The following is an 18,457-nucleotide window of genomic DNA, read 5'->3' on the forward strand; positions in this document are numbered from 1 at the left end:
CTCCGGTCGCTGAGTAACAAGGTGCACGCCGCTCACGGCTCCCGCAAGAGGTGCCGCTGCGGTCGCAGCGGATCGTCGGCGACCTCCGACTCGGTATCGAAGATCATTACTTGCCTGCGGGAGCGGTCGTAGCCGGGCCGTCCCGGGTCGCCGTCGCGGGCGAACCGCCCCCAGGCGCCGTGCATCGCCTCGGCGAGCGCCCTCGGGGGCCGCTGCCCCGCCGTACGCCCGGCGCGTCCAGCGCGCCGAAGGCGAAGGGCAGGTCGATGTTGCAGGTCGCCGTCCACGACGGGCTGGATCGGTACCGTCCCGTCGAGGTGGCCCCTGACCAGGCCGGAGGGGGTTCGCACGATCATCTGGGGTTCCATCCCTCGGTGCCCTCGACGATGCGGATCGCCGCGCGGGTCAGCGGCACCAGGCTCGCCTCGTCGACCTTGTCGAGGGTGTCGGCGGAATCGAACAGGTACATGGGGGCCGCGAGGAAGTGCACCAGTGGCACCCCTTCCGGGTGGAAGAAGGCGCCATCGGTCGGCGGCATCGGCGAGAACACGTCGGGCGGCAGCACGAACGACCTGCGCAGGTCCTCGGCGACCAGCGCCCGCTCGACGAGCCGCTCCAGCTCGGGGCGCCGGGTGGTGAACCACCAGCGCGGTTCGGGGGCACCGGTGGGCACCAGTGTCCCGCCCTCCGCGCGGCACTCGCGGGCCGCGTGCTCCAGGTGGACCTGGAGCACGACCCGGTCCAGCAGAGCACGGTTCTCCTCGATGAACGCCCGGGTGCCCGCCGCGTGCGCCATGTGCCCGGCGGTCAGCAGGAAGAGCAGGTTGTGCGGCCTGTCCTCCTCCGGCACCCGCGACCAGTGCCTGGCGGCTGCCAGCACCAGCGCGACACCGGAGGCGTCCTCCACCGCGGAGGCCCAGGGGGCGTCGTGGTGCGAGGCGACGATCACCCAGCCGTCGCCCCGCCCGGGCAGGGTGGCGATCACGTTGTGCGAGGTCGCGGTCGCGGTCTCCGACTCCACGGACAGCCTGCCGGCGCAGGGCCCCTCGTCCATCAGCGCCAGCACCCGCCGCGAGTCGGCCGCCGACAACCAGACCGCGGGTACGGGCCGGTGCACCGCGTCGTAGGGCACGTAGTAGTCGCGTGTCTCCCACGGGACGCCGGTCAGCGCCCCGACGTACCCGGCCGCCCCCGAGGTGACCGCCCCGTCGAGGTCCTCCAGGTAGCCGGGCGCGAACGGCAGCGTCTGCACCAGGCCGTCGAAGTCGCCGTCGGGGTCGTGCACGGCGGTGGCGATCCCCCGTACCAGGGCCTGGGGCAGTTCGGCGAAGGTGTGCTCGCGCACCGCGATGCGACCGGGGGCCGCCGACCGGGTGAGCGGCGCGGTCACCGTCGCCTTCGGGGTGGTGTACGGCAGGGCGAACGCCTCCACCTCGACGGCGCGGGGCGGATCGGCGTCCAGGTGGGCGCGGAGCGTGGCGGTGACAGGGTGCCAGGTGGGCACCTCGACCGGCGCGAGGCGCACGTCGAGCCCGAAACCCGCCAGCAGCCCGGCCGCCCACCTCTCCGTCCACGCGTCGGCGGGGTATCCGGGACGCCGGATCCCCCTGGCCGTGATCGTCTCGATCCACGCCATGATCTCGGCGGTGTCCGGGACCGTCACTTGACCCCTCCGAAGGTGAGCCCCGCCACGTAGTAGCGCTGCAGCCCGGCCAGCAGCAGGAACGGCGGCACGGCGGTGACCAGGGCGGCGGCGGTCATGAGGTGGTAGTTGAAACCGTGCTCGCTCTGGAAGTTGGCCAGTCCCACGGGCAGCGACCACAGTGCGGGGTCGTTGGCGACGATGAGCGGCCAGAGCAGGTTGTCCCACTGGGCGAGGAAGTGGATGAGGAAGAGCGTCACCAGCGCCGGCCGCAGCAGCGGGAGCGCCACCCGGAGGAAGATGCGCAGCTCCCCCGCCCCGTCGACGCGCGCCGCGAAGATCAGCTCTTTGGGGACGCCGAGGGCGAACTGGCGGACCAGGAAGACGCCGAAGGCACTGATCATGCCGGGGACGATCACTCCCTGGAGGGTGTTCACCCAGCCCAGCTCCTTGACGATCAGGAACACCGGAATGATCATGACCATCGGGGCGAGCGCGAGCGTGCCGACCACGAGCGCGAACAGCACGCGCCTGCCGGGAAAGGACAGCTGGGCCAGGGCGTAGCCCGCGGCCGAGGAGAAGAGCACGTCCATCGCCCCGCTGCCGACGCAGTAGATCACGCTGTTGCGGAAGTAGACGGGGAAACCCTCGCCCGCGAACAACTCGGCGAGGTTCTCCGGCAGGTGGAAGCCGTTGAAGACCAGCCCGCCGAGATCGGTGTCGTCGGGAGCGGAGGCGACCACGAGCATCACGTAGATCGGCAGCAGCATCGCGCCCACGGCGCTCAGCAGCCAGACGGTCCGAAGCACCCTCATTCGTCCCCACCCCGCAGGAAGCCGAACTGGACGATCGAGACGACCAGCATCGCGACCAGCAGCATCATGGCCAGCGCGGAGGCGTAGCCCATGTGCTCGTAGGGGAAGGCGTTGGCCCAGATGTAGTAGGGCAGTACCTGGGTGGCGTCGGCCGGACCGCCGCCGGTGAGCAGGAAGGCGGGCACGAAGGCCTGCATCGATCCGGCGACGGAGATGACCAGCACGAACAGCAGGGTCCTGCGGAGCAGCGGGACGGTGATCCTGCGGAACGTGGTGACGGGCCCGGCACCGTCGATCGCCGCGGCCTCGTAGACCTCCCGGGGCAGCGCCTGCAACCCGGCCGTCAGGATGATGACGAACAACCCCAGGCTCTTCCAGACGACCATGACGACCAGCGCCCAGATCGCCAGATCCGAGCTGGTCAGCCACGACTGCGGCTCGATGCCGACGGCGCCGAGCAGCGTGTTCGCCAGACCCCGGTCGGAGTAGATGATGACCCACACCATCGACGTCGCGGCCAGCGGCATCACCGCGGGCACCAGGACCAGCGAGCGGAGCACGCGGTTGAGGCGGCCGGGCCCGCTGAGCGGCACCGCGACGAGCAGCGCGAGCAGGATGGTCGGCAGGACCGTGCAGACCGTGTAGACGACGGTGATCCACGCCGAGTTCCAGACCCCGGGGTCCTGGAGCATCCGCGCGTAGTTGTCCAGCCCGATCCACCTTGGGACGCCGGCCATCTCGTAGTCGGTGAAGCTGAGGTACACGGCACCGCAGAACGGCACGAGCCAGAAGACGACGAAGAAGACGGCCACCGGGATCGTCAGCACGATCCCGGCCCCCGCCTCCCGGCGCGACCTGCCGCGCCCGTCCTTCCCCGGCCTCGGCGAGGCCGCGGGCACGGGTACCTCGACGCTCTTCGTGGTCAGGGTCATCGGGCCTCCCGGCGCGACCTGCCGCGCCCGTCCTTCCCCGGCCTCGGCGAGGCCGCGGGCACGGCCGCCTCGGCGGTCTTTGCGGCCAGGGTCATCGGGTGCTCACCACGTCACTTCGGCCCCTGTGCAGCCGGCCCGGACGGCCGGCCAGACGGTCCGGGCGCTCGGTGTCCACGTTCACAGTGCGAGCCGTACGGTGGCGTCGAAGTCCTTGGCCGCCTGGGCGGGCGTGGAGCGGCCGTGGGCCACGGCGTCGCAGGCGCTGGAGGCCGCCTTGGCGAGCTCCAGCGCGGCGGGGACGGCCGGGCCGAAGTCGGCGTCGGGGATGCCGGAGGCCGCGATCCCCATCAGTTCGGAGGTGCCGCGCGGCCCGGCGTCCCGCCAGCCGGTGGCCGGGATGACGATCCCGTTCTCCAGGTTGGCCGTGACCGACTCCCGCCCCTGGAGGTAGTTGATCAGGTGCCAGGCGGTGAAGCCGTTCTTCGACGCGGCGGCGACGCCCCAGCCCCACGTGTAGGCGGGCACGACGGCCCTGCCGCCCGCCCAGCGGGGCATGGGCGCCACGCCGTAGTCCTTGCCCGGCTTGAGGGTGTCCTCGCCGAGCCGCTCCAGCGCGGGACCGAGGAAGGCCCCGCTGACGACCATGGCGGCCTCACCCGAGTAGAACAGCCCGAGCGCGCCGAGCGGGTTGGAGAGCCTGGGATTGCCGATCCCGGCGAAGTACTCCAGGGCCCGGATGCCGTGCTCGGTGTCGAGGGAGGCACGGGTGCCGTCGGCGCTGACCAGTTCGCCGCCGCCGCCCTTGATGAGCGCGGTCAGCGTCATCAGCGCCCACTGCGGGTCGCCGTAGAGCCACTGCAGGCCCACCCGCCTACCGTCTGCCGAGGTGAGTCTCCTGCTGTGGTCGGCGACCTCCTCCCAGGTCGCGGGAGGTTTGTCCGGGTCGAGACCGGCCTCCTCGAAGCGGTCCCTGCGGTAGTACAGCATGGCGGGGTTGAGGTCGATCGGCACGCCGTACGCCTGGCCGCGGTAGCTCAGCGGGGCGACCGTCCCCGGCTCGTACCGTCCCAGGACGGCCGCCACGTCCGGCGCGCCGAACGCCCGGGGGTCGATGGGCGCCAGCCGCTTCTTCCCCGCGTGGGAGGGGAAGCTCCAGTTCCCGATCTTGAAGACGTCGGGCGGGGTGCCTCCGCCGAAGGCGGTCAGCAACTTGGCGTCCAGCTGGGCGACGGGCAGGTAGAGGAGCTTGACGTCCACACCGAACTCGTCGATGTAACGGTGCACCAGCTTCTCGAACTGCGGGCCCGTCTCCTGCGAGCCGTGCAGCCAGACGCTGACCTCGCCGTGCGGCCTGCCGTCCTGGACCTGCCGCTCGGGCCGGTCGTCGCCGCAGGCCGCCAGCACGCTGGGCGCGGCCAGGGAGAGCGCGCCGGCCGCGAGCAGCCGGCGCCGTGTCAGATCCGCCATGGCGGTTCTCCTGGGGGGTGATCCCGCACGGCGGGCACCGTGCGGGATGAGGTGGTCACGGAGGGTGCTTGGCGGCCTCGCACCGGCGGGCCGCGTCGGCGTGGTGGTCACGGGAGGTTCTTGGCGACCTGGTTCTGCCAGGCGGTGTTGCCGGTGAACTCGGGGGCACTCCCGGCGAAGGCGCCTCGGGCGTAGGCGTCGTCCTGGAGGCGGTACATCAGCCAGGCCGTCAGGTAGCCGAGGAAGCCGCCGCCGGTGCCCTGGATGTCGTTGTGACCCGCGCCCTTCAGCAGCGCCATGGCCGCCGCCCCGGGCACCTGGTCGTAGTAGCCCCGCAGCGCCGAGGCCGGTGAGATCAGCCAGTCGTTGCTCCCGCTCAGGAACAGGACGGGGCAGGCCAGCTGGGAGACCTGAAACCGGTCGCCGGCCCCCACCCAGAGCTGCGCGGGCAACGCGATCGGCACGGCCGTGGTGACAAGCCCCGCGGAGAGGTTGGCCGCGTTGACCGTGCCACCCGCGCCCTGGGAGTGCCCGGCGGCGCCGACCCTGGTCGCGTCGAGCCTCTGATGGAACGGGCTCGCGGGGTCGGCGTTCCTCGCCACCAGGTATTGCGCGGCGGCGAGCATCTCGGTGCCCGTCCCGGTGGTCGTGTCGGTGGAGGCGATCACGGCGAAGCCCCAGGAGGCGAGCTGGTCGAGCACGCCGGGGTAGAGGGCGGGGGTGGCGTGGGAGCCGTTCCCCCAGGTGACGATCGGGTGCCGGAAGCCACCGGCGCCGAGGTCCACCGGATGGTGCAGCCGGTAGGTTCCCGAGGCGTCGCCCGCGTCGGAGGCGGTGACCGCCCAGGGTCCCCGGACCGCGTAGTGCGACTCGATCGTGCCGGCCGCCATCGCCTGGGTGGTCCGCGACACGAGGCCCGCCGACAGCAGCCCGACCGCCGCCACGCGCAGGACCCGCCGCCGGGACATGCCCTTGTCTTCCATGGTCACCTCACCGATTCTTTGGAGACGTGAACGTCTCCTAACAGAGGGAAGTACGATCTGTGATTGATGTCAAGACAGGATCGGAAGAAAATTCCGGAGGGTGAGCCCCTCCCCCGCGGCCGTCACGGGCTGCCCCCAGAAGTGGTCCGCACCTCGCAGCGCGACCGCCTGATCCAGGCGATGCTGCTGCTGGTCGCGGCCCGGGGGTACGCCGCCACGACCGTGCCCGATGTGATCGCCGCCGCGCGGGTCTCGCGCAACGCCTTCTACGCCAACTTCCACGACAAGGAGGACTGCTTCCTCGCCCTGTGCGAACGGGACCTGCCCGGCGTGGTCGAGACGATCCTGTCCGCGGCCGAGGGCACCGGCCACGACTGGGTCGCCGCCGTCCGCCGGGGCCTGCACGCCTACCTGCGGTGGTGGCAGGACCGTCCCGAGTACGCCCGCGCCTACTTCGTCGAACTCCCCGCGGCGGGCCGGCGGGCGATGGAACAGCGCGACCGCGCCTACCTGCCCTTCCTGGAGATGCTGCGCGCCCTCGCCGCGCGGGCCAGGGCGGAGACCCCCTCCCTGGGGCCGGTCAGGGAGAGGGTGCCCTCCCTGATCGTCTTCGGCGTCACCGAGTTCATCGCCGCTGAGGTGCGCGCGGGGAACGCGCAGCGCCTGTCCGCACTGGAGGAGGACGTGCTGCACTACACGGTCACGCTGCTCGCCGACCACGCGACGGCCGACAGGGCACTCGGCTGACCCGCGGCACCCGCGCCGCGAGGGCACGGGTGCCGCGTCCGGGTCAGGGCATCGCCCGCACCCCCTCCACCTGGACGTTCCAGCCCTCGGGGAAGCCGGGCGCGCACCTGCCGGGGCCGCCGTCCCAGCCCGCCGCCATCAGCGCGACGGCCGCCAGCAGGCCACCGTTGCCCGGCAGGTAGAGCGGCAGGATCCCGGGCCACTGCCGGTTGTGACCCGAGACCAGATGCGCGTTCTTGGGCGCGTCCATCAACAGCGCGTCGACCGCCTTGCCCGGCTCGCCCAGCCTGGCCGCGCACATGGCGAGCATCGGGTAGTCCCAGCCCCAGGTGCTCGGCAGGTCCCAGGTCTCCAGCACGTCGTCGAGGGTGGCCCGCATGGTCTCCGGATCGATCAGCGGCGTCGCCGGAACGAGGCCCAGGGCCCCGGTCATCGAGGGGTGGTCCGTCCTGAGCGTGTACGGCTCCACCGCGATGGCCGCGTAGACGCCGTCCCTGACGCACGGCGCGGCCAGCCCGTCCCGCACCCTCTCCCACTCCGGGTCCCGGGCGAGGCCGAGACGCTCACGCCACCGCTGCGCGGTCTCCAGCCCCCACCACCAGTAGGCCAGCTCGAACGTGGGATTCCTGACCGTCGTCCTGATCTCCGCGTACGACTCCTGCGCCGGGATCAGCGGCGGCCCCAGCACATGGCGGCCGTCCTGCTCGACGGGAAAGGACGCCATGAACTCCGCGGTCTCGAAGACCAGGTCCCGGTAGTCGTGCAGCGCCTCCGGCCGGACCCGGTAGAGGAGTTCGGCGAAGTAGATCGGGTGCGGCTGCTGCCAGATCAGGAACGGCCCGATCGTGCTGGGGCTCTCCCTGCCCTCGGGACCGACCTGCTTGGGCCAGCGGGCCCCGCGATATCCCTGCCCGGCGGCCGTGGCCCGTGCCGCGGGAAGGATGCTCCGGTACCACGGCAGGCTGCGCTCCAGCAGTTCCGGCCTTCCCCACAGCGGGAAGTGCGCCGCGTGCCACCAGTGCATCTCCAGGTGGAACTTGCCGCTCCAGGAGTTGCAGACCAGGCCGGTCTCCTGCGGCGGCAGCGAGCCCGCGCAGTTGACCGCGGTCAGGTACTGCGAGAGGACCACGCGCCGTTCCAGCTCGGGCGCGCGTGGATCCGAGCTGCCCTCGAAGCTCACCGCGCCGCCATCGGTCCAGAAGCGGGCCCAGTGCCGGGCGGCGGCCGCGTGGACCTCCGCGAATCCGGGAAGGCCGGGCCCCGCGGGGTCGAGCCCGAAGGCCACGACGAACTCGGTGGCGCCCTCCAGCCGGTAGCGGTGCTCGGCGATGGGCGTGAGCCGGGCCGGCCCCTGCCAGGCGAGGGCGACGTGGTGGCGGTCGCCGTCCAGTACCCGGGTGAAGTCGCAGCGCGAGGCGCCGACGACGTGGCCGGTGACGTGCCGCTCCGGGCCGTCCCAGTCGGCGGCCACGTTCCAGGCCGCGCAGGCGTATGGGAAGGCGATCGTCACCGCCGCCCCGCCGGTGACGCGCACCGCCAGCAGGTCGCGCCCGGGGTGGCAGACCGTCTCCACCTCGTACGGCACGCCGTCGAGCGTGAACGCGCTGTGCAGCAGCCCGCTCCACAGGTCGAGCCGCTGGTGGACGCCGACGAGGTCGGTGATCTCCACGTTCTCGCCGAGGTCGAGCCCGATCCTGCCCAGGTCGAGCCGCTGGGGATTGCCGTGCAGCCACGTACCGGCCTCGAACTCCGGCGCCACCGGACCGCCGAAGGTCATCCGGTGCCGGTCGGGATAGCGGGCCCGGCCGTAGCCGGTCATCGTGTCCTCCAGGACGAAGCCCCGGGGGTTGGGCATCGTGTGCCAGCCCCACTGCGACTGGGTGCCCAGCGGCATGCTCGCGGCGTGGAAGGCGGGGAAGGTCTGCAGCCCGGTGACATCGGCGGTGAAGGCGAACTCGCCGTTGCCGACGGTCAGCGGGGACTCCGCGTCCGGTTCGGTCAGCACCACGGCGTGCCGCCCTACCAGGGACTCGCGGTCGATGCTCACGAGCACCCCGGCGTGCCCGAGGCACGCTGGGCGCGCATGAACGTGACGTCGCCCGCGACGTCCGCCTGTGACATGGTGCCGAGGTCGAACACGACGTCGGTGAAGGCCAGCGACGCCCGGCGCATCGCCGCCACATCGATCGCCTCGGCCCCGAAACGCGGTGAGAAGAGCGTCTTGGGGGCCGCGATCGGCGCGATGGTCGGCAGCAGGTGCTGGTTGTACGGCGTGCCCTCGCCCCCGAAGCCGCAGTGGTGCGGCACGGTGCCCAGGTCCGCCGCCGACAGCCCCTTCAGCACGGCCGTGCGCCGCACGTCCCAGTACTGGACGTGGCCCTTGACCAGCTCGCGCAGGGGCGTGCTCTCGCTGACCGGGACCCAGAGTAGCTCGGTGAGCGAGGGATCGGCCACGAGCTCCAGTCCGGGCGCTCCCCCGGTGCGGGTGACCGCGTTGTAGCGCCGGGCGCCCAGATGCTCCAGGACGACGACCGAGGAGACCTTGCCCTGGTCGTACTCGGCGTCCAGCATGGCCGCCAGCTGCCCCGCGCCTCCCTCGCGGACATCGGGCCCGGTGAGGTGCTGGTAGAGGTGGCCGGTGACGAAGGCGAACTGGATCGTACGCGGGCGGCAGCTCACCGGCAGCGACGCCAGGTAGCGGGCCATCTCCACCATCGTGAGCGGGCCGTTGTCCCACACCGGGCTCATGCCGTCCGTGTGGCTCTCCACGACGATCTTCTGCTCGCTCACCCCGGGCAGGGTGGCGAGGACGGTACGGGTCGTCTTCGGCGTCCACGCCGCGTCGACGGTCAGCGCGGCCTCGACCGGCTGCCCGGCGGCGAGCGCCTGCTTGATCTGCTCGCCCTGGTCGACGCCGAGATAGGCCCCCGGAACCTGGTAGGGCAGCCCCTCGTAGGGCGCGTACATGCCCTCGATCTGGGCGTGCGGCAGGCGGCTCACCTCCAGCACCCCCGCCGCACCCGCCGCGGCGGCGGCCCTGAGGTCGGCGTCGGCCGCGGCGGGTGCCTCCATGGAGTCGGAGCCGAGCAGGTTGATCGTGAGGCCGGGGTCGTACATGTGGTAGCCGAGCATGGGCGGGTAGAAGAGCAGGTTGGGCACCGTCGACCAGGGCAGATCCCTGACGACGATCTTCCCCGCGGCGTTCGCCGCGGTGATGGCGGTGCCCGCGGGCAGGTAGGTGAGCGGGGCGGTCACCCCGCCCGGCCCGGTGGAGGAGGAGAAGGGCACGGGAGCGGCGACCGCCACTTTCTGGCCGCCGACGGTCAGCCCCGTGGCGTGGTCGTCCCAGCGGTCGATCTCGTAGGGCAGCGAGGAGAGCTGGACGCCGGGGACCGCGCCGATCTCGTCCTCCAGCCAGTCGATGTAGTCGTCGTGGGCGGCCGAGCCGGTCGGCCGGGGGCCGAAGTCCTCCTGCCGCTCGGCGAGTTCGAGCAGGCGGGCCTCGCTCGCGAAGCTCGCCGGGTCGATTCGCACCGGGCAGGTCGTCGCCTGGGCGGCGAGCGCGGCTCCCGGCAGGGAGACGGGGAAGGTGAGGGCGAGAAGCATCGGTCCGATGATGACGAGACGTTTCACAGGGGGGTTCCTTCGTGTCGGAACACGGTGACACGGCGGTCCTTCGCGAGGACCACCCAATGGGATCGCCCCTTCCGGGGCGTGGTGCCGCGGGGAGTCAGTTCACTCCCGGCCGGCCGGTGGGCCGGTGGTGCCGCGGACGACGAGGGTGGGTGAGACGGAGGACAGGACGGACCGCCCGCGGCCCTCGATGCGCTCGACGAGCAGGCGCGCCGCGGTGGCCCCGATGACATGTCCGTCCTGGTCGACGCTGGTCAGGGAGATGGGCTTGAGGGAGGCGATGCCGATGTTGTCGTATCCGGCGACCGACAGGTCACCGGGGACCGACAACCCGGCCTCGTAGGCCGCGCGCAGCACCCCGAGGGCCGCGACGTCCGCGCCGGCGAAGATCGCGGTGGGCCTGGCCGGCCGGGCGAGCAGCTGTCGCGCCCCCTCGTAGCCGCCCTCCTCGGTGAAGGAGGTGGCCACCACCTCTATCCCCTCCGCCAGGCCTCTGGCGCGCATGGCCCGGCGGTAGCCCTCGGCTCGGACGGCCTGCGGGGAGTCGGCGCCGGAGGCGCGGCCCCGGTCGAGATGGGTGATGTGAGCGATCCGCCGGTGGCCGAGATCGGCCAGGTGGTCGACCACCAGGCGGGCGCCGACGACGTCGTCGTCGACCACGGAGTCGTACTCGGCGGCGCTTCCGTGACGGCCGATCACCACGATCGGCGTCGTGGTGGCGATGGAGGCGAGTTCCGCACCCGACATGACCGGAGATATCAGGATGATTCCATCCATGCTCCGGTCGATCATCGCGTCGGTCATCCTCGCCTGGCTCTTGGGCTCGTCCCCGCCCGGACCGAGCAGCACCTGGTATTCGGTGTCGCCCAGCTGGTCGGTGACGCCCTCGATGATGTCAGGGAAGAACGGGTTCCTGGTGTCGGACAGCATCACGCCGAGGGTGTAGGTACGGCCCCGCATGGCCCTGGCCGCGGCGTGCGGCCGGTAGCCGAGCTCGTCCATGGCCTTACGGACCTTGGCCCGCATGCCGGGACTGACCCCGTAGGCCCCGCGCAGCACCTTGGACACGGCGGCCGTGGAGACGCCTGCCCGGCCCGCCACGTCGGCGATGGTCACCCGGCGCGGTGCTGATCCTGTGGTCACGCGAGTCCTTCGGTAGGCGAAAGGGAGGGAACGGCCCCGCGGCGAGCCTCGGCGGACAGCGGGGCGAATCGCCGGGCGAGCGCGGCGCCGAGTGTAGAACGAAATACATTCTGGCAACGCAGAGGTGACGGTACCCGGTCGAAGCCATCCCCGCCAGACCCGAGTTTTACCACTTCTTAACGAGTTGGTCACCTCGAACGTGGCCCTTGACGCCGCAAACGCCCCTGGTCTAACAATGGAGAACGTTCTACGAAACATGACGGAAACCCGCATGTCTCGTGGCCCGGAGGCGTGCAGGCATCCGCCCGGAGGCCGACTATCCCCCAACCCCGTGACGAACAGGAATAACGAGCATGAGGGCATCGAAACGACTGCTGGGAGCCGCGGCCTGCGCCGCCCTCGCCCTCGCCGCGGCAGGCTGTGGCGGCGCCGCCGAACCAGGCGGAACCGACGGCGGGAAGGTCACGCTGACGCTCTGGCACAACACCGCCGACCCCGCCCCGCTGGTGGAGATGTACAAGCGGTTCGAGCGGGAGTCGGGCCACACGATCGAGCTGGTCCCGATTCCCTCCGACGGGTTCGAGGACAGCACCCAGACCAAGTGGGCCACCGGCGAGCGGCCGGACATCCTCGAATACCACGCCACGGTGAGCAACCTGCTCGCCCTGAACCCGTCGGAGAACCTCAGGGACCTGTCCGGCGAGGCGTACGTCGCCAGGTCCGGCGACCTCTACAGCAGCGCGGGCGCCACCGGAGGGAAGGTCTACGCGGCCATCACCGGCTTCCCCCAGGTCTTCGGCCTCTACTACAACAAGAAGGTCCTCGCCGACGCGGGCGTCGAGCCCCCCGGAACGTTCGACGAGCTCTCGGCGGCCTGCCGCGCGCTCTCCGCCAAGGGCGTGACCCCCGTGTTCGAGTCGGGCGGATCCATCTGGCCGGTGCAGATCCTGCCGCTGCTGTACGTCAGCGCCAGCAACGAGGCCAACGCCTACGGCAAGGCCATCGCGGGCCACACCGCCTCGCTGGCCGACCCCGGCTCGCCGTTCGTGGCGGGGCTGATCGCCTACAGGAAGCTGCAGGACGACGGCTGCTTCAACAGGGACATCACCACCGCCACGTTCGAGAACTCGATGAAGGCCCTGGTGACCGGTAAGGCGGCCATGGTCGCCCAGCACTCCGACATGCTGCCGGCCATGCTCGCCGCCGCCGGTGGCGACCAGAAGAAGGTGGACGACACCGTCGGGTTCACCGGGCTGTCGAGCACCAAGGCCGTGGTGACGTACGCGCCGGGGCCGATCGGCACCTTCTACCTGCCCAAGACGGGCGACGCCGGGCGGGAGAAGGCCGCGCTGGACTTCGTCCGGTTCATGACCGGCCCCGCCTACGCCGACTACGTGAAGTCCGCGAAGACCTTCCCCGTGCTCCAGGGCGTGGACGGTCCGCAGGACGTCTCCCCCGTGCTCCAGGACGTCAAGAAGGCGTACGACAACGGCGCCGTCATCGCCTTCAACTCCGACATCCCCGGCATGGCGGGGCTGGCGCCGCTGATGTCGGAGCTGATCGCCGGGCAGAAGGATCCGCAGAAGGCCGCCACCCAGCTGCAGGGCCAGGTCGAGCAGGCGGCCAAGGCCGCCGGGCTGCCCGGATGGTGACCTCGCTACCCCCGCGCGAGCATCCCCCGGGCAGCGAGGCCGCCGGGGCCGCACCGGCCGCCCCGCACCCCGCGAGCGGGAGCGGCGGCGAGACCGGGGACCCCGGCCGACGGGGCTGGCTGCCCTGGGCGCTGCCCGCCGTGCTGCTGGTGGCGTTGTTCTTCGTGCTGCCGTTCGTGCTCAACGCCCGCTTCGCCTTCTCCGCCTGGACGGGATTCCGCTCGGAGATCACCTGGAACGGCCTGGACAACTTCCGCACACTCGTCGAGCAGGACCTGCTGACGAACGCCGTCACGGTGACCGTGCTCTACGCGATCCTGTGCATGGCCATCCAGAACACCGTCAGCCTGAGCCTCGCACTCGCCCTGCAGCGGACGGACCGGGTCAACACCGTGTTCAGGTCGGTGTTCTTCCTGCCGACCCTCGTCTCGCCGCTGGCCGCCGGTTACATCTGGCGGGGCATCCTCGATCCGGCGGGCCCGGTCAACTCCTTTCTCGGCGTCGACTGGGCCTGGCTGGGCGAGCCCGCGACCGCGCTGCTCACGGTCGCGTTCGTGGACGCCTGGAAGTGGAGCGGGCTGATCACCCTCGTCTACATCGCGGGCCTGAACTCGGTGCCCAGGGAGCTCATCGAGTCGGCCAGGGTCGACGGCGCGGGCCCCTGGACCCGCTTCGCCCGGGTGCGGTTCCCGCTGCTGGCCCCCGCGATCACCTTCAACGTCGCGGTCACCCTGGTCGGCGCGCTCAGCGCCTACGACGTGATCGCCGCCACCACCGGTGGCGGCCCCGGCGACCACACCAGGGCACTGAACGTCGTCATGCGCCAGCAGTGGGGCCAGGGGTTCTTCGGCTCCGCCAGCGCGCTCAGCCTCACGGTGACGCTGCTCGTGATCGCGACGGCGGTACCCCTCGTCTGGTGGCTGCGCCGCCGGGAGGTCACGGGATGAGAGTCGTCAAGTACACGCTGCTGTCGCTGTTCGCGATCCCCTGGGTGGTCGTGCCGTTCTGGCTGGTCGTGGTGAACTCCTTCAAGCCCGCCGGCGAGGCGGCCGAGCTCGGCCTCGGCCTGCCCCGGCGGTGGGCGATCGTCGAGAACTACACGACCGTCGTCGACACCGGCGACTACCTGGGCGGACTCGCCAACAGCCTCATGATCGCGGTACCCGTCGTGCTGGCCGTGCTGCTGCTCGGCGCGGCGGCGGCGTGGGCCTACGGCCGAGGCGACTCGCGGTGGCTGCGCGCGACCTACTTCGTGCTCAGCCTGTCGATCCTCATCCCGCCGTCGATCATCCCGACCGTCCACGTGCTGCGCGGGCTCGGCCTGGACGGCACCCCGTTCGGCTACGCGCTGGTCCTGATCGGCACCCGGCTGGGCATCGTGGTCTTCCTGGCCACCGGGTTCGTCCGGGCCTTCCCGCCCGACCTGGAGGACGCCGCCGCCATCGACGGGGCGTCCCGGCCGCAGATCTTCGCGCGCATCCTGCTGCCGCTGCTGCGCCCGGTGCTCTTCGTCGGGAGCGTCATCCTGGTCATCAACGTCTGGAACGACTTCTTCTTCGGGCTGTTCCTCCTCAAGGGGCAGGACAACGCGACCCTGCCCCTCACCCTCTTCCAGTTCGCCTCCGGCACGCTGCAGACCCTGCAGTGGAACCTCGTCTTCGCCCACGTCCTGCTGACCACGCTGCCGCTGGTGGCGGTGTACGTGTTCGCGCAGAAGCACGTCCTGGCCGGACTCACAGAAGGAGCACTCAAAGGATGACCGACCAACCGTTCGCGCTCGCCGTCGAGTGGGTGAGGCGCATGGTCCGCGAGGGGAGACTCCCGTGCGCGGTGCTCGGGGCGGCCACCTCGCAGGGCACGGTGCTGCTGGAGTCCTTCGGAGAGCACGACGGACGCGCGACCCGCGCCGACGACCACTTCGCGCTGTTCTCGGTGACCAAGCCGCTGGTCGGCCTGCTGGCCATGCGCCAGGTGGAGCGGGGACTGCTCTCGCTGCGCCGCCCGCTCCGTGACGCGGTGCCCGGTTTCGGCGGGCTGCGCTCCGACGAGGTCACGCTCTGGCACCTGCTGACCCACACCAGCGGCATCGCCGAGCAGACGCTCACCCCGGACGACCTGGTGGAACATCTGATCGCCGCCCCCGCGCTGTTCGAGGCGGGCACGCTCAGCCAGTACTGCAACATCGGCTTCGCCGGCATCGCCGAGATGATCAGGGATGTCACCGGCAGGGATCTGGCCGACGTGATCGACACCGACCTGAACGCGCTGGTGCCCGGCGGCGGGCAGATCACCTTCGACCCGGCCTGCGACCCTGCCGAGGTCAGGGCCGTCGAGCTGCTCGGCGTCGACTACGACAGGTTCGTCCGGCTCCGGCATCCGGCCGGGGGCCTGTTCTCCCGTGCCGAGGACCTGCTCGCGCTGGGCAGCGCCCTGCTCCGCGGCGACCGGGCGCCGGTCCACCCGATCACCCTGGCCGCCATGACGGAACCCCAGACCACGGGCCTGGTCAAGCTGCAGCCCGACCCGGTCAACGCCGGCCAGGACTGGGGGCTGACCTGGAACCTGCGCCACTCCGCGCCCGGCCTGCTGGAGCGGCGGCTCTACGGGCACGGCGGCGCCTCCGGGTGCCAGTGGTGGATGTATCCCGACCACGACGCCTGCTTCGTACTGCTGATCAACGTGATGGCGCCCAGCCTGCACGGGGTCGACATCGACGGACTGCACAACGCCTTCACGACGGGTCTCGGCGCATGATCCGCGTCCCGGGAACCCCCGGCATGGCACGGGCCGTCTCGGGCGGCCAGGTGCCGGTCGGTTCCTCCCCGCCCGCCGAGGCGGTCGCCTGCCACACCTGCGGGCTCGTCGACCCGGTCGGCGTCGACGAGCCCTCCCCGCGCCTGTCCTGGGCGGCCAGGCTGCTCCGTTCCGAGCGGCTGACGGTGTCCACCGGCGGGCGCGAGGTGTGGGCACGGGACCTCCCGCCGGGTACCGGCTGGGCCGATGTGCCCCAAGAGGCGCTGGAGCCGCTCACCCCGTACACCTGGTCGGTCGCCGGGCACCTCGGCGGCACCTTCGTGACCGGGCTGCGCGCGGACGGCGCCTGGAACGCCCCCTGGGTCCAGGACGGCGGGAACGGGAGCGGCGAGGGCGCCGTCCGCCTCGGCGGGACGTTCGGCTGGGAGCCTCGGCCGGGGCGGGTCTGGCTGGCGACCACCGCGCTGGGCGTCTACCGGGCGGTGCTGAACGGCGAGCGGCTCGGTGACGAGGAACTCGCCCCCGGCTGGACCGACTACGGCCGCCGGGTCCGCTACCGGCTGGCCGACGTCACCGCGCTGCTGCGTACCGGGGAGAACCTGCTGGAGGTCTGGCTCGCCCCCGGCTGGTACGCCGGCCACGTCGCGGCGGGCGGTCCGCGCCGATACGGCGACCGCCCCGCCGCCAGCGCGCGGCTGCTCCTGCGCGATTCGGAGGGCGTCCATCCGCTCGCGGCCACCGGCCCCGGCTGGACGGCCAAGGACCTGGGCATACCCCGCGCCGACCTGGTGATGGGCGAGACCGTCCGCTGCGAATCCCGGCCCGGCCGGGAACGGGCCGTGGCACTGCTGGAGCCGCCCCCCGGCCTGCTGGTGGAGGCCGATCCCGCTCCCCCCGTGCGGGAGATCGGCACCCTGGCCGCGGTGTCGGTCACCGAACCCGTCCCCGGCGTTCAGGTGCTCGACTTCGGCCGCAACGTCGTGGGACGGCTCCGGCTGCGGATCGACACGCCGTACCCGGTCCATCTGGTGGTCCGTCACGGCGAGGAGCTCAGCGCGACCGGCCGCCTCTACGACGCCAACCTGCGCACGGCCGAGCAGCGCGACGAGTTCCTCCTCCCCGCCGGGCGGCACGTCGCGGAGCCCGCGTTCACCTTCCACGGGTTCCGCTACGCCGAGATCACCGGATGGCCCGGCGGCATGTCCGCCGGCGACGCCGAGGCGGTGCTCCTGTCCTCGGCGCTGCCCGTCACCGGCACCCTGACCGTCTCCGATCCCGCCGTCAGGCAACTGGTCTCCAACATCGTCGCCTCCGCCGAGGGCAACCTGCTCAGCGTGCCCATGGACTGCCCGCAGCGCGACGAGCGGGCCGGCTGGACCGCCGACATCTCGGTGTTCGCCTCGACGCTGAGCTTCCTCCGTCACACCCAGGCGTTCCTCTCCGGCTGGGTGACGACGCTGATCGACGGCCAGCGGCGGGACGGGGCCGTCCCGCACGTGGCTCCGGTACTGCCCGAGTACGGGTTCGACTCGCCGGTCTGGTCCGACGCGATCGTGGAGGTGCCCTGGCTGCTGTGGCGGCGCTACGGCGACGACCGGACCCTGCGCCGGGCGTACGGGCCGATGCGGCGCTGGGCCGACTACTGCCTGGCACAGTGCGACGACGGGGTCCGCCCCGGCCGGGCTCTGGGCGACTGGCTGGCCCCTGGAACCGTGGAGACGTCCAAGAGCCTGATCGCCACCGCCGCCCTCGCGCGGAGCCTGCGCCTGATCGCCGACGTCGCCGGCGTGCTCGGCGAGCCGCACGCCAGGGAGTACGGCGAGGCCTCGACCATGGTCTCGGGCGCCTTCCAGCGGGCCTTCCTCACCGAGCACCGGCTGCGCACCGAGACCCAGACGGGGTACGCCCTCGCCCTGGCCTGGGACCTCGTCCCGCCCAAGAACCGTGCCCGGACCGCGGCGGCGCTCGCGGAGCTGGTCAGGGCGGACGGTCACCGGCTCATGACCGGTTTCGTCGGCACGCCGCTGCTGCTGCCGACGCTCTCGGAGACCGGCCACCACGACGTCGCCTGCCGGGTCTTCAACCAGGAGGGGCACCCTTCCTGGCGCTACCAGCTACGGGCGGGCGCGACCAGCATGTGGGAGCGGTGGGACGCCTGGCACCACCGGCGGGGCATGCACACCCCGACGATGAACTCCTTCAACCACTACGCCTACGGCTGCGTCGGCGACTGGCTCTTCCGCCACGTCGCCGGTGTCGGCGACGACCCGCGCGGGGTGAACGGCGGGTTCACCGAGCCACTGCTGCGCCCGGGACCCGTCCCGCTGCTGCGGCAGGCGCACGCCAGGTACGACAGCCCCGCGGGCACCGTCGAGTCGGGATGGCGCGCCGGCCCTGACGGCCTGCAGTTCGTCTTCCGGGTCCCGCCCGGCGTGACCGCCCGCGCGGTGCTCCCCGTCAACGGCACCTGGGACGGCATGACCGTCAACGGCACCTTCCTGATGGGGCTGGCCGAGCGGCTCCCCACCAGGCGGCTGGCCGACGGCTCGTGCTCACTGGACCTGCCGCCGGGCCGCTGGTCGATCACGGCCCCGGCCGCCGCCGCGGATCCGCTGCTCTCCGCCTGGGACGAGTTGTGACGGCCTCCCCCTCCGTACCCCGAGAGCGCTCCGGCCGCCGCCGTGGCGGC

General features: G+C 72.0%; 15 protein-coding genes. 6 read left to right on the plus strand and 9 right to left on the minus strand.

Translation table 11 applies throughout. From position 1 onward, the window contains the following. Positions 1 to 32 precede the first annotated feature (32 nt). The 6 genes from AB0J58_RS16060 to AB0J58_RS16085 all read right to left on the minus strand — a co-directional run bounded on the left by AB0J58_RS16060 (position 33) and on the right by AB0J58_RS16085 (position 5,839). A complete protein-coding gene (locus AB0J58_RS16060; RefSeq protein ID WP_364215802.1) occupies positions 33 to 356 on the minus strand; it encodes a hypothetical protein in 324 nt (107 codons plus the stop codon). Next, complete coding sequence (locus AB0J58_RS16065) at positions 353 to 1,663, minus strand: M28 family peptidase (RefSeq protein WP_364215805.1); 1,311 nt, start codon at positions 1,661 to 1,663, stop codon at positions 353 to 355. Before AB0J58_RS16065 ends, AB0J58_RS16060 begins: the two co-directional genes overlap by 4 nt. Beyond that, positions 1,660 to 2,457 (minus strand): carbohydrate ABC transporter permease, encoded by a 798-nt coding sequence (locus AB0J58_RS16070; RefSeq protein ID WP_364215808.1) that lies wholly within the window; start codon positions 2,455 to 2,457, stop codon positions 1,660 to 1,662. The genes AB0J58_RS16065 and AB0J58_RS16070 overlap by 4 nt, the downstream gene beginning before the upstream one ends. Beyond that, positions 2,454 to 3,389: a sugar ABC transporter permease gene (locus tag AB0J58_RS16075; RefSeq protein WP_364215811.1), complete on the minus strand. Its 936-nt coding sequence runs from the start codon at positions 3,387 to 3,389 to the stop codon at positions 2,454 to 2,456. Before AB0J58_RS16075 ends, AB0J58_RS16070 begins: the two co-directional genes overlap by 4 nt. Positions 3,390 to 3,566: 177 nt before the next feature. After that, positions 3,567 to 4,856, minus strand: a complete 1,290-nt coding sequence (locus AB0J58_RS16080; RefSeq protein WP_364215814.1) for an extracellular solute-binding protein — start codon at positions 4,854 to 4,856, stop codon at positions 3,567 to 3,569. 107 nt (positions 4,857 to 4,963) lie between these two features. Next, positions 4,964 to 5,839, minus strand: coding sequence for an alpha/beta hydrolase (locus AB0J58_RS16085; RefSeq protein WP_364215891.1), 876 nt, complete (start codon positions 5,837 to 5,839; stop codon positions 4,964 to 4,966). 66 nt (positions 5,840 to 5,905) lie between these two features. Here AB0J58_RS16085 and AB0J58_RS16090 point away from each other — a divergent pair, with 66 nt between their 5' ends. After that, positions 5,906 to 6,586: a TetR/AcrR family transcriptional regulator gene (locus tag AB0J58_RS16090; RefSeq protein ID WP_343967105.1), complete on the plus strand. Its 681-nt coding sequence runs from the start codon at positions 5,906 to 5,908 to the stop codon at positions 6,584 to 6,586. 43 nt (positions 6,587 to 6,629) lie between these two features. Here the strand turns inward: AB0J58_RS16090 and AB0J58_RS16095 are convergent, their stop codons facing one another. The 3 genes from AB0J58_RS16095 to AB0J58_RS16105 all read right to left on the minus strand — a co-directional run bounded on the left by AB0J58_RS16095 (position 6,630) and on the right by AB0J58_RS16105 (position 11,362). Continuing rightward, on the minus strand, positions 6,630 to 8,633 hold the full coding sequence (locus AB0J58_RS16095; RefSeq protein WP_364215817.1) for a hypothetical protein: 2,004 nt from the start codon (positions 8,631 to 8,633) through the stop codon (positions 6,630 to 6,632). After that, complete coding sequence (locus tag AB0J58_RS16100) at positions 8,630 to 10,219, minus strand: hypothetical protein (protein ID WP_364215820.1); 1,590 nt, start codon at positions 10,217 to 10,219, stop codon at positions 8,630 to 8,632. Before AB0J58_RS16100 ends, AB0J58_RS16095 begins: the two co-directional genes overlap by 4 nt. A gap of 102 nt (positions 10,220 to 10,321) precedes the next feature. After that, a complete protein-coding gene (locus AB0J58_RS16105; RefSeq protein ID WP_364215822.1) occupies positions 10,322 to 11,362 on the minus strand; it encodes a LacI family DNA-binding transcriptional regulator in 1,041 nt (346 codons plus the stop codon). Between the two features lie 353 nt (positions 11,363 to 11,715). On the opposite strand from AB0J58_RS16105, the gene AB0J58_RS16110 reads away from it, so the two are divergent. The 5 genes from AB0J58_RS16110 to AB0J58_RS16130 are packed head-to-tail and all read left to right on the plus strand — an operon-like array spanning position 11,716 to position 18,407. Beyond that, complete coding sequence (locus tag AB0J58_RS16110; RefSeq protein ID WP_364215825.1) at positions 11,716 to 13,014, plus strand: ABC transporter substrate-binding protein; 1,299 nt, start codon at positions 11,716 to 11,718, stop codon at positions 13,012 to 13,014. Further along, entirely contained in the window at positions 13,008 to 13,961 is a 954-nt protein-coding gene (locus AB0J58_RS16115) for a sugar ABC transporter permease (RefSeq protein ID WP_364215828.1), read from the plus strand. The genes AB0J58_RS16110 and AB0J58_RS16115 overlap by 7 nt, the downstream gene beginning before the upstream one ends. Further along, positions 13,958 to 14,773, plus strand: coding sequence for a carbohydrate ABC transporter permease (locus tag AB0J58_RS16120; RefSeq protein WP_364215831.1), 816 nt, complete (start codon positions 13,958 to 13,960; stop codon positions 14,771 to 14,773). The genes AB0J58_RS16115 and AB0J58_RS16120 overlap by 4 nt, the downstream gene beginning before the upstream one ends. After that, positions 14,770 to 15,768 (plus strand): serine hydrolase domain-containing protein, encoded by a 999-nt coding sequence (locus AB0J58_RS16125; protein WP_364215834.1) that lies wholly within the window; start codon positions 14,770 to 14,772, stop codon positions 15,766 to 15,768. Before AB0J58_RS16120 ends, AB0J58_RS16125 begins: the two co-directional genes overlap by 4 nt. After that, the gene (locus tag AB0J58_RS16130; RefSeq protein WP_364215837.1) at positions 15,765 to 18,407 is read left to right on the plus strand and encodes a family 78 glycoside hydrolase catalytic domain; all 2,643 of its coding nucleotides are present in this window, start codon (positions 15,765 to 15,767) and stop codon (positions 18,405 to 18,407) included. The genes AB0J58_RS16125 and AB0J58_RS16130 overlap by 4 nt, the downstream gene beginning before the upstream one ends. The last annotated feature ends 50 nt before the right edge of the window (positions 18,408 to 18,457 follow it).

It is taken from the genome of Streptosporangium sp. NPDC049644, assembly GCF_040675205.1.
Lineage (GTDB): Bacteria > Actinomycetota > Actinomycetes > Streptosporangiales > Streptosporangiaceae > Streptosporangium > Streptosporangium fukuiense.

Excerpts from the sequence above, each read along its gene's own strand:
- AB0J58_RS16130 (WP_364215837.1), top strand. The coding sequence starts at position 15,765 with ATGATCCGCGTCCCGGGAACCCCCGGCATGGCACGGGCCGTCTCGGGC.
- AB0J58_RS16120 (WP_364215831.1), top strand. The coding sequence starts at position 13,958 with ATGAGAGTCGTCAAGTACACGCTGCTGTCGCTGTTCGCGATCCCCTGG.
- AB0J58_RS16125 (WP_364215834.1), top strand. The coding sequence starts at position 14,770 with ATGACCGACCAACCGTTCGCGCTCGCCGTCGAGTGGGTGAGGCGCATG.
- AB0J58_RS16090 (WP_343967105.1), top strand. The coding sequence starts at position 5,906 with ATGTCAAGACAGGATCGGAAGAAAATTCCGGAGGGTGAGCCCCTCCCC.
- AB0J58_RS16070 (WP_364215808.1), bottom strand. The coding sequence starts at position 2,457 with ATGAGGGTGCTTCGGACCGTCTGGCTGCTGAGCGCCGTGGGCGCGATG.
- AB0J58_RS16085 (WP_364215891.1), bottom strand. The coding sequence starts at position 5,839 with ATGGAAGACAAGGGCATGTCCCGGCGGCGGGTCCTGCGCGTGGCGGCG.
- AB0J58_RS16075 (WP_364215811.1), bottom strand. The coding sequence starts at position 3,389 with ATGACCCTGACCACGAAGAGCGTCGAGGTACCCGTGCCCGCGGCCTCG.
- AB0J58_RS16110 (WP_364215825.1), top strand. The coding sequence starts at position 11,716 with ATGAGGGCATCGAAACGACTGCTGGGAGCCGCGGCCTGCGCCGCCCTC.
- AB0J58_RS16080 (WP_364215814.1), bottom strand. The coding sequence starts at position 4,856 with ATGGCGGATCTGACACGGCGCCGGCTGCTCGCGGCCGGCGCGCTCTCC.
- AB0J58_RS16060 (WP_364215802.1), bottom strand. The coding sequence starts at position 356 with ATGATCGTGCGAACCCCCTCCGGCCTGGTCAGGGGCCACCTCGACGGG.
- AB0J58_RS16115 (WP_364215828.1), top strand. The coding sequence starts at position 13,008 with ATGGTGACCTCGCTACCCCCGCGCGAGCATCCCCCGGGCAGCGAGGCC.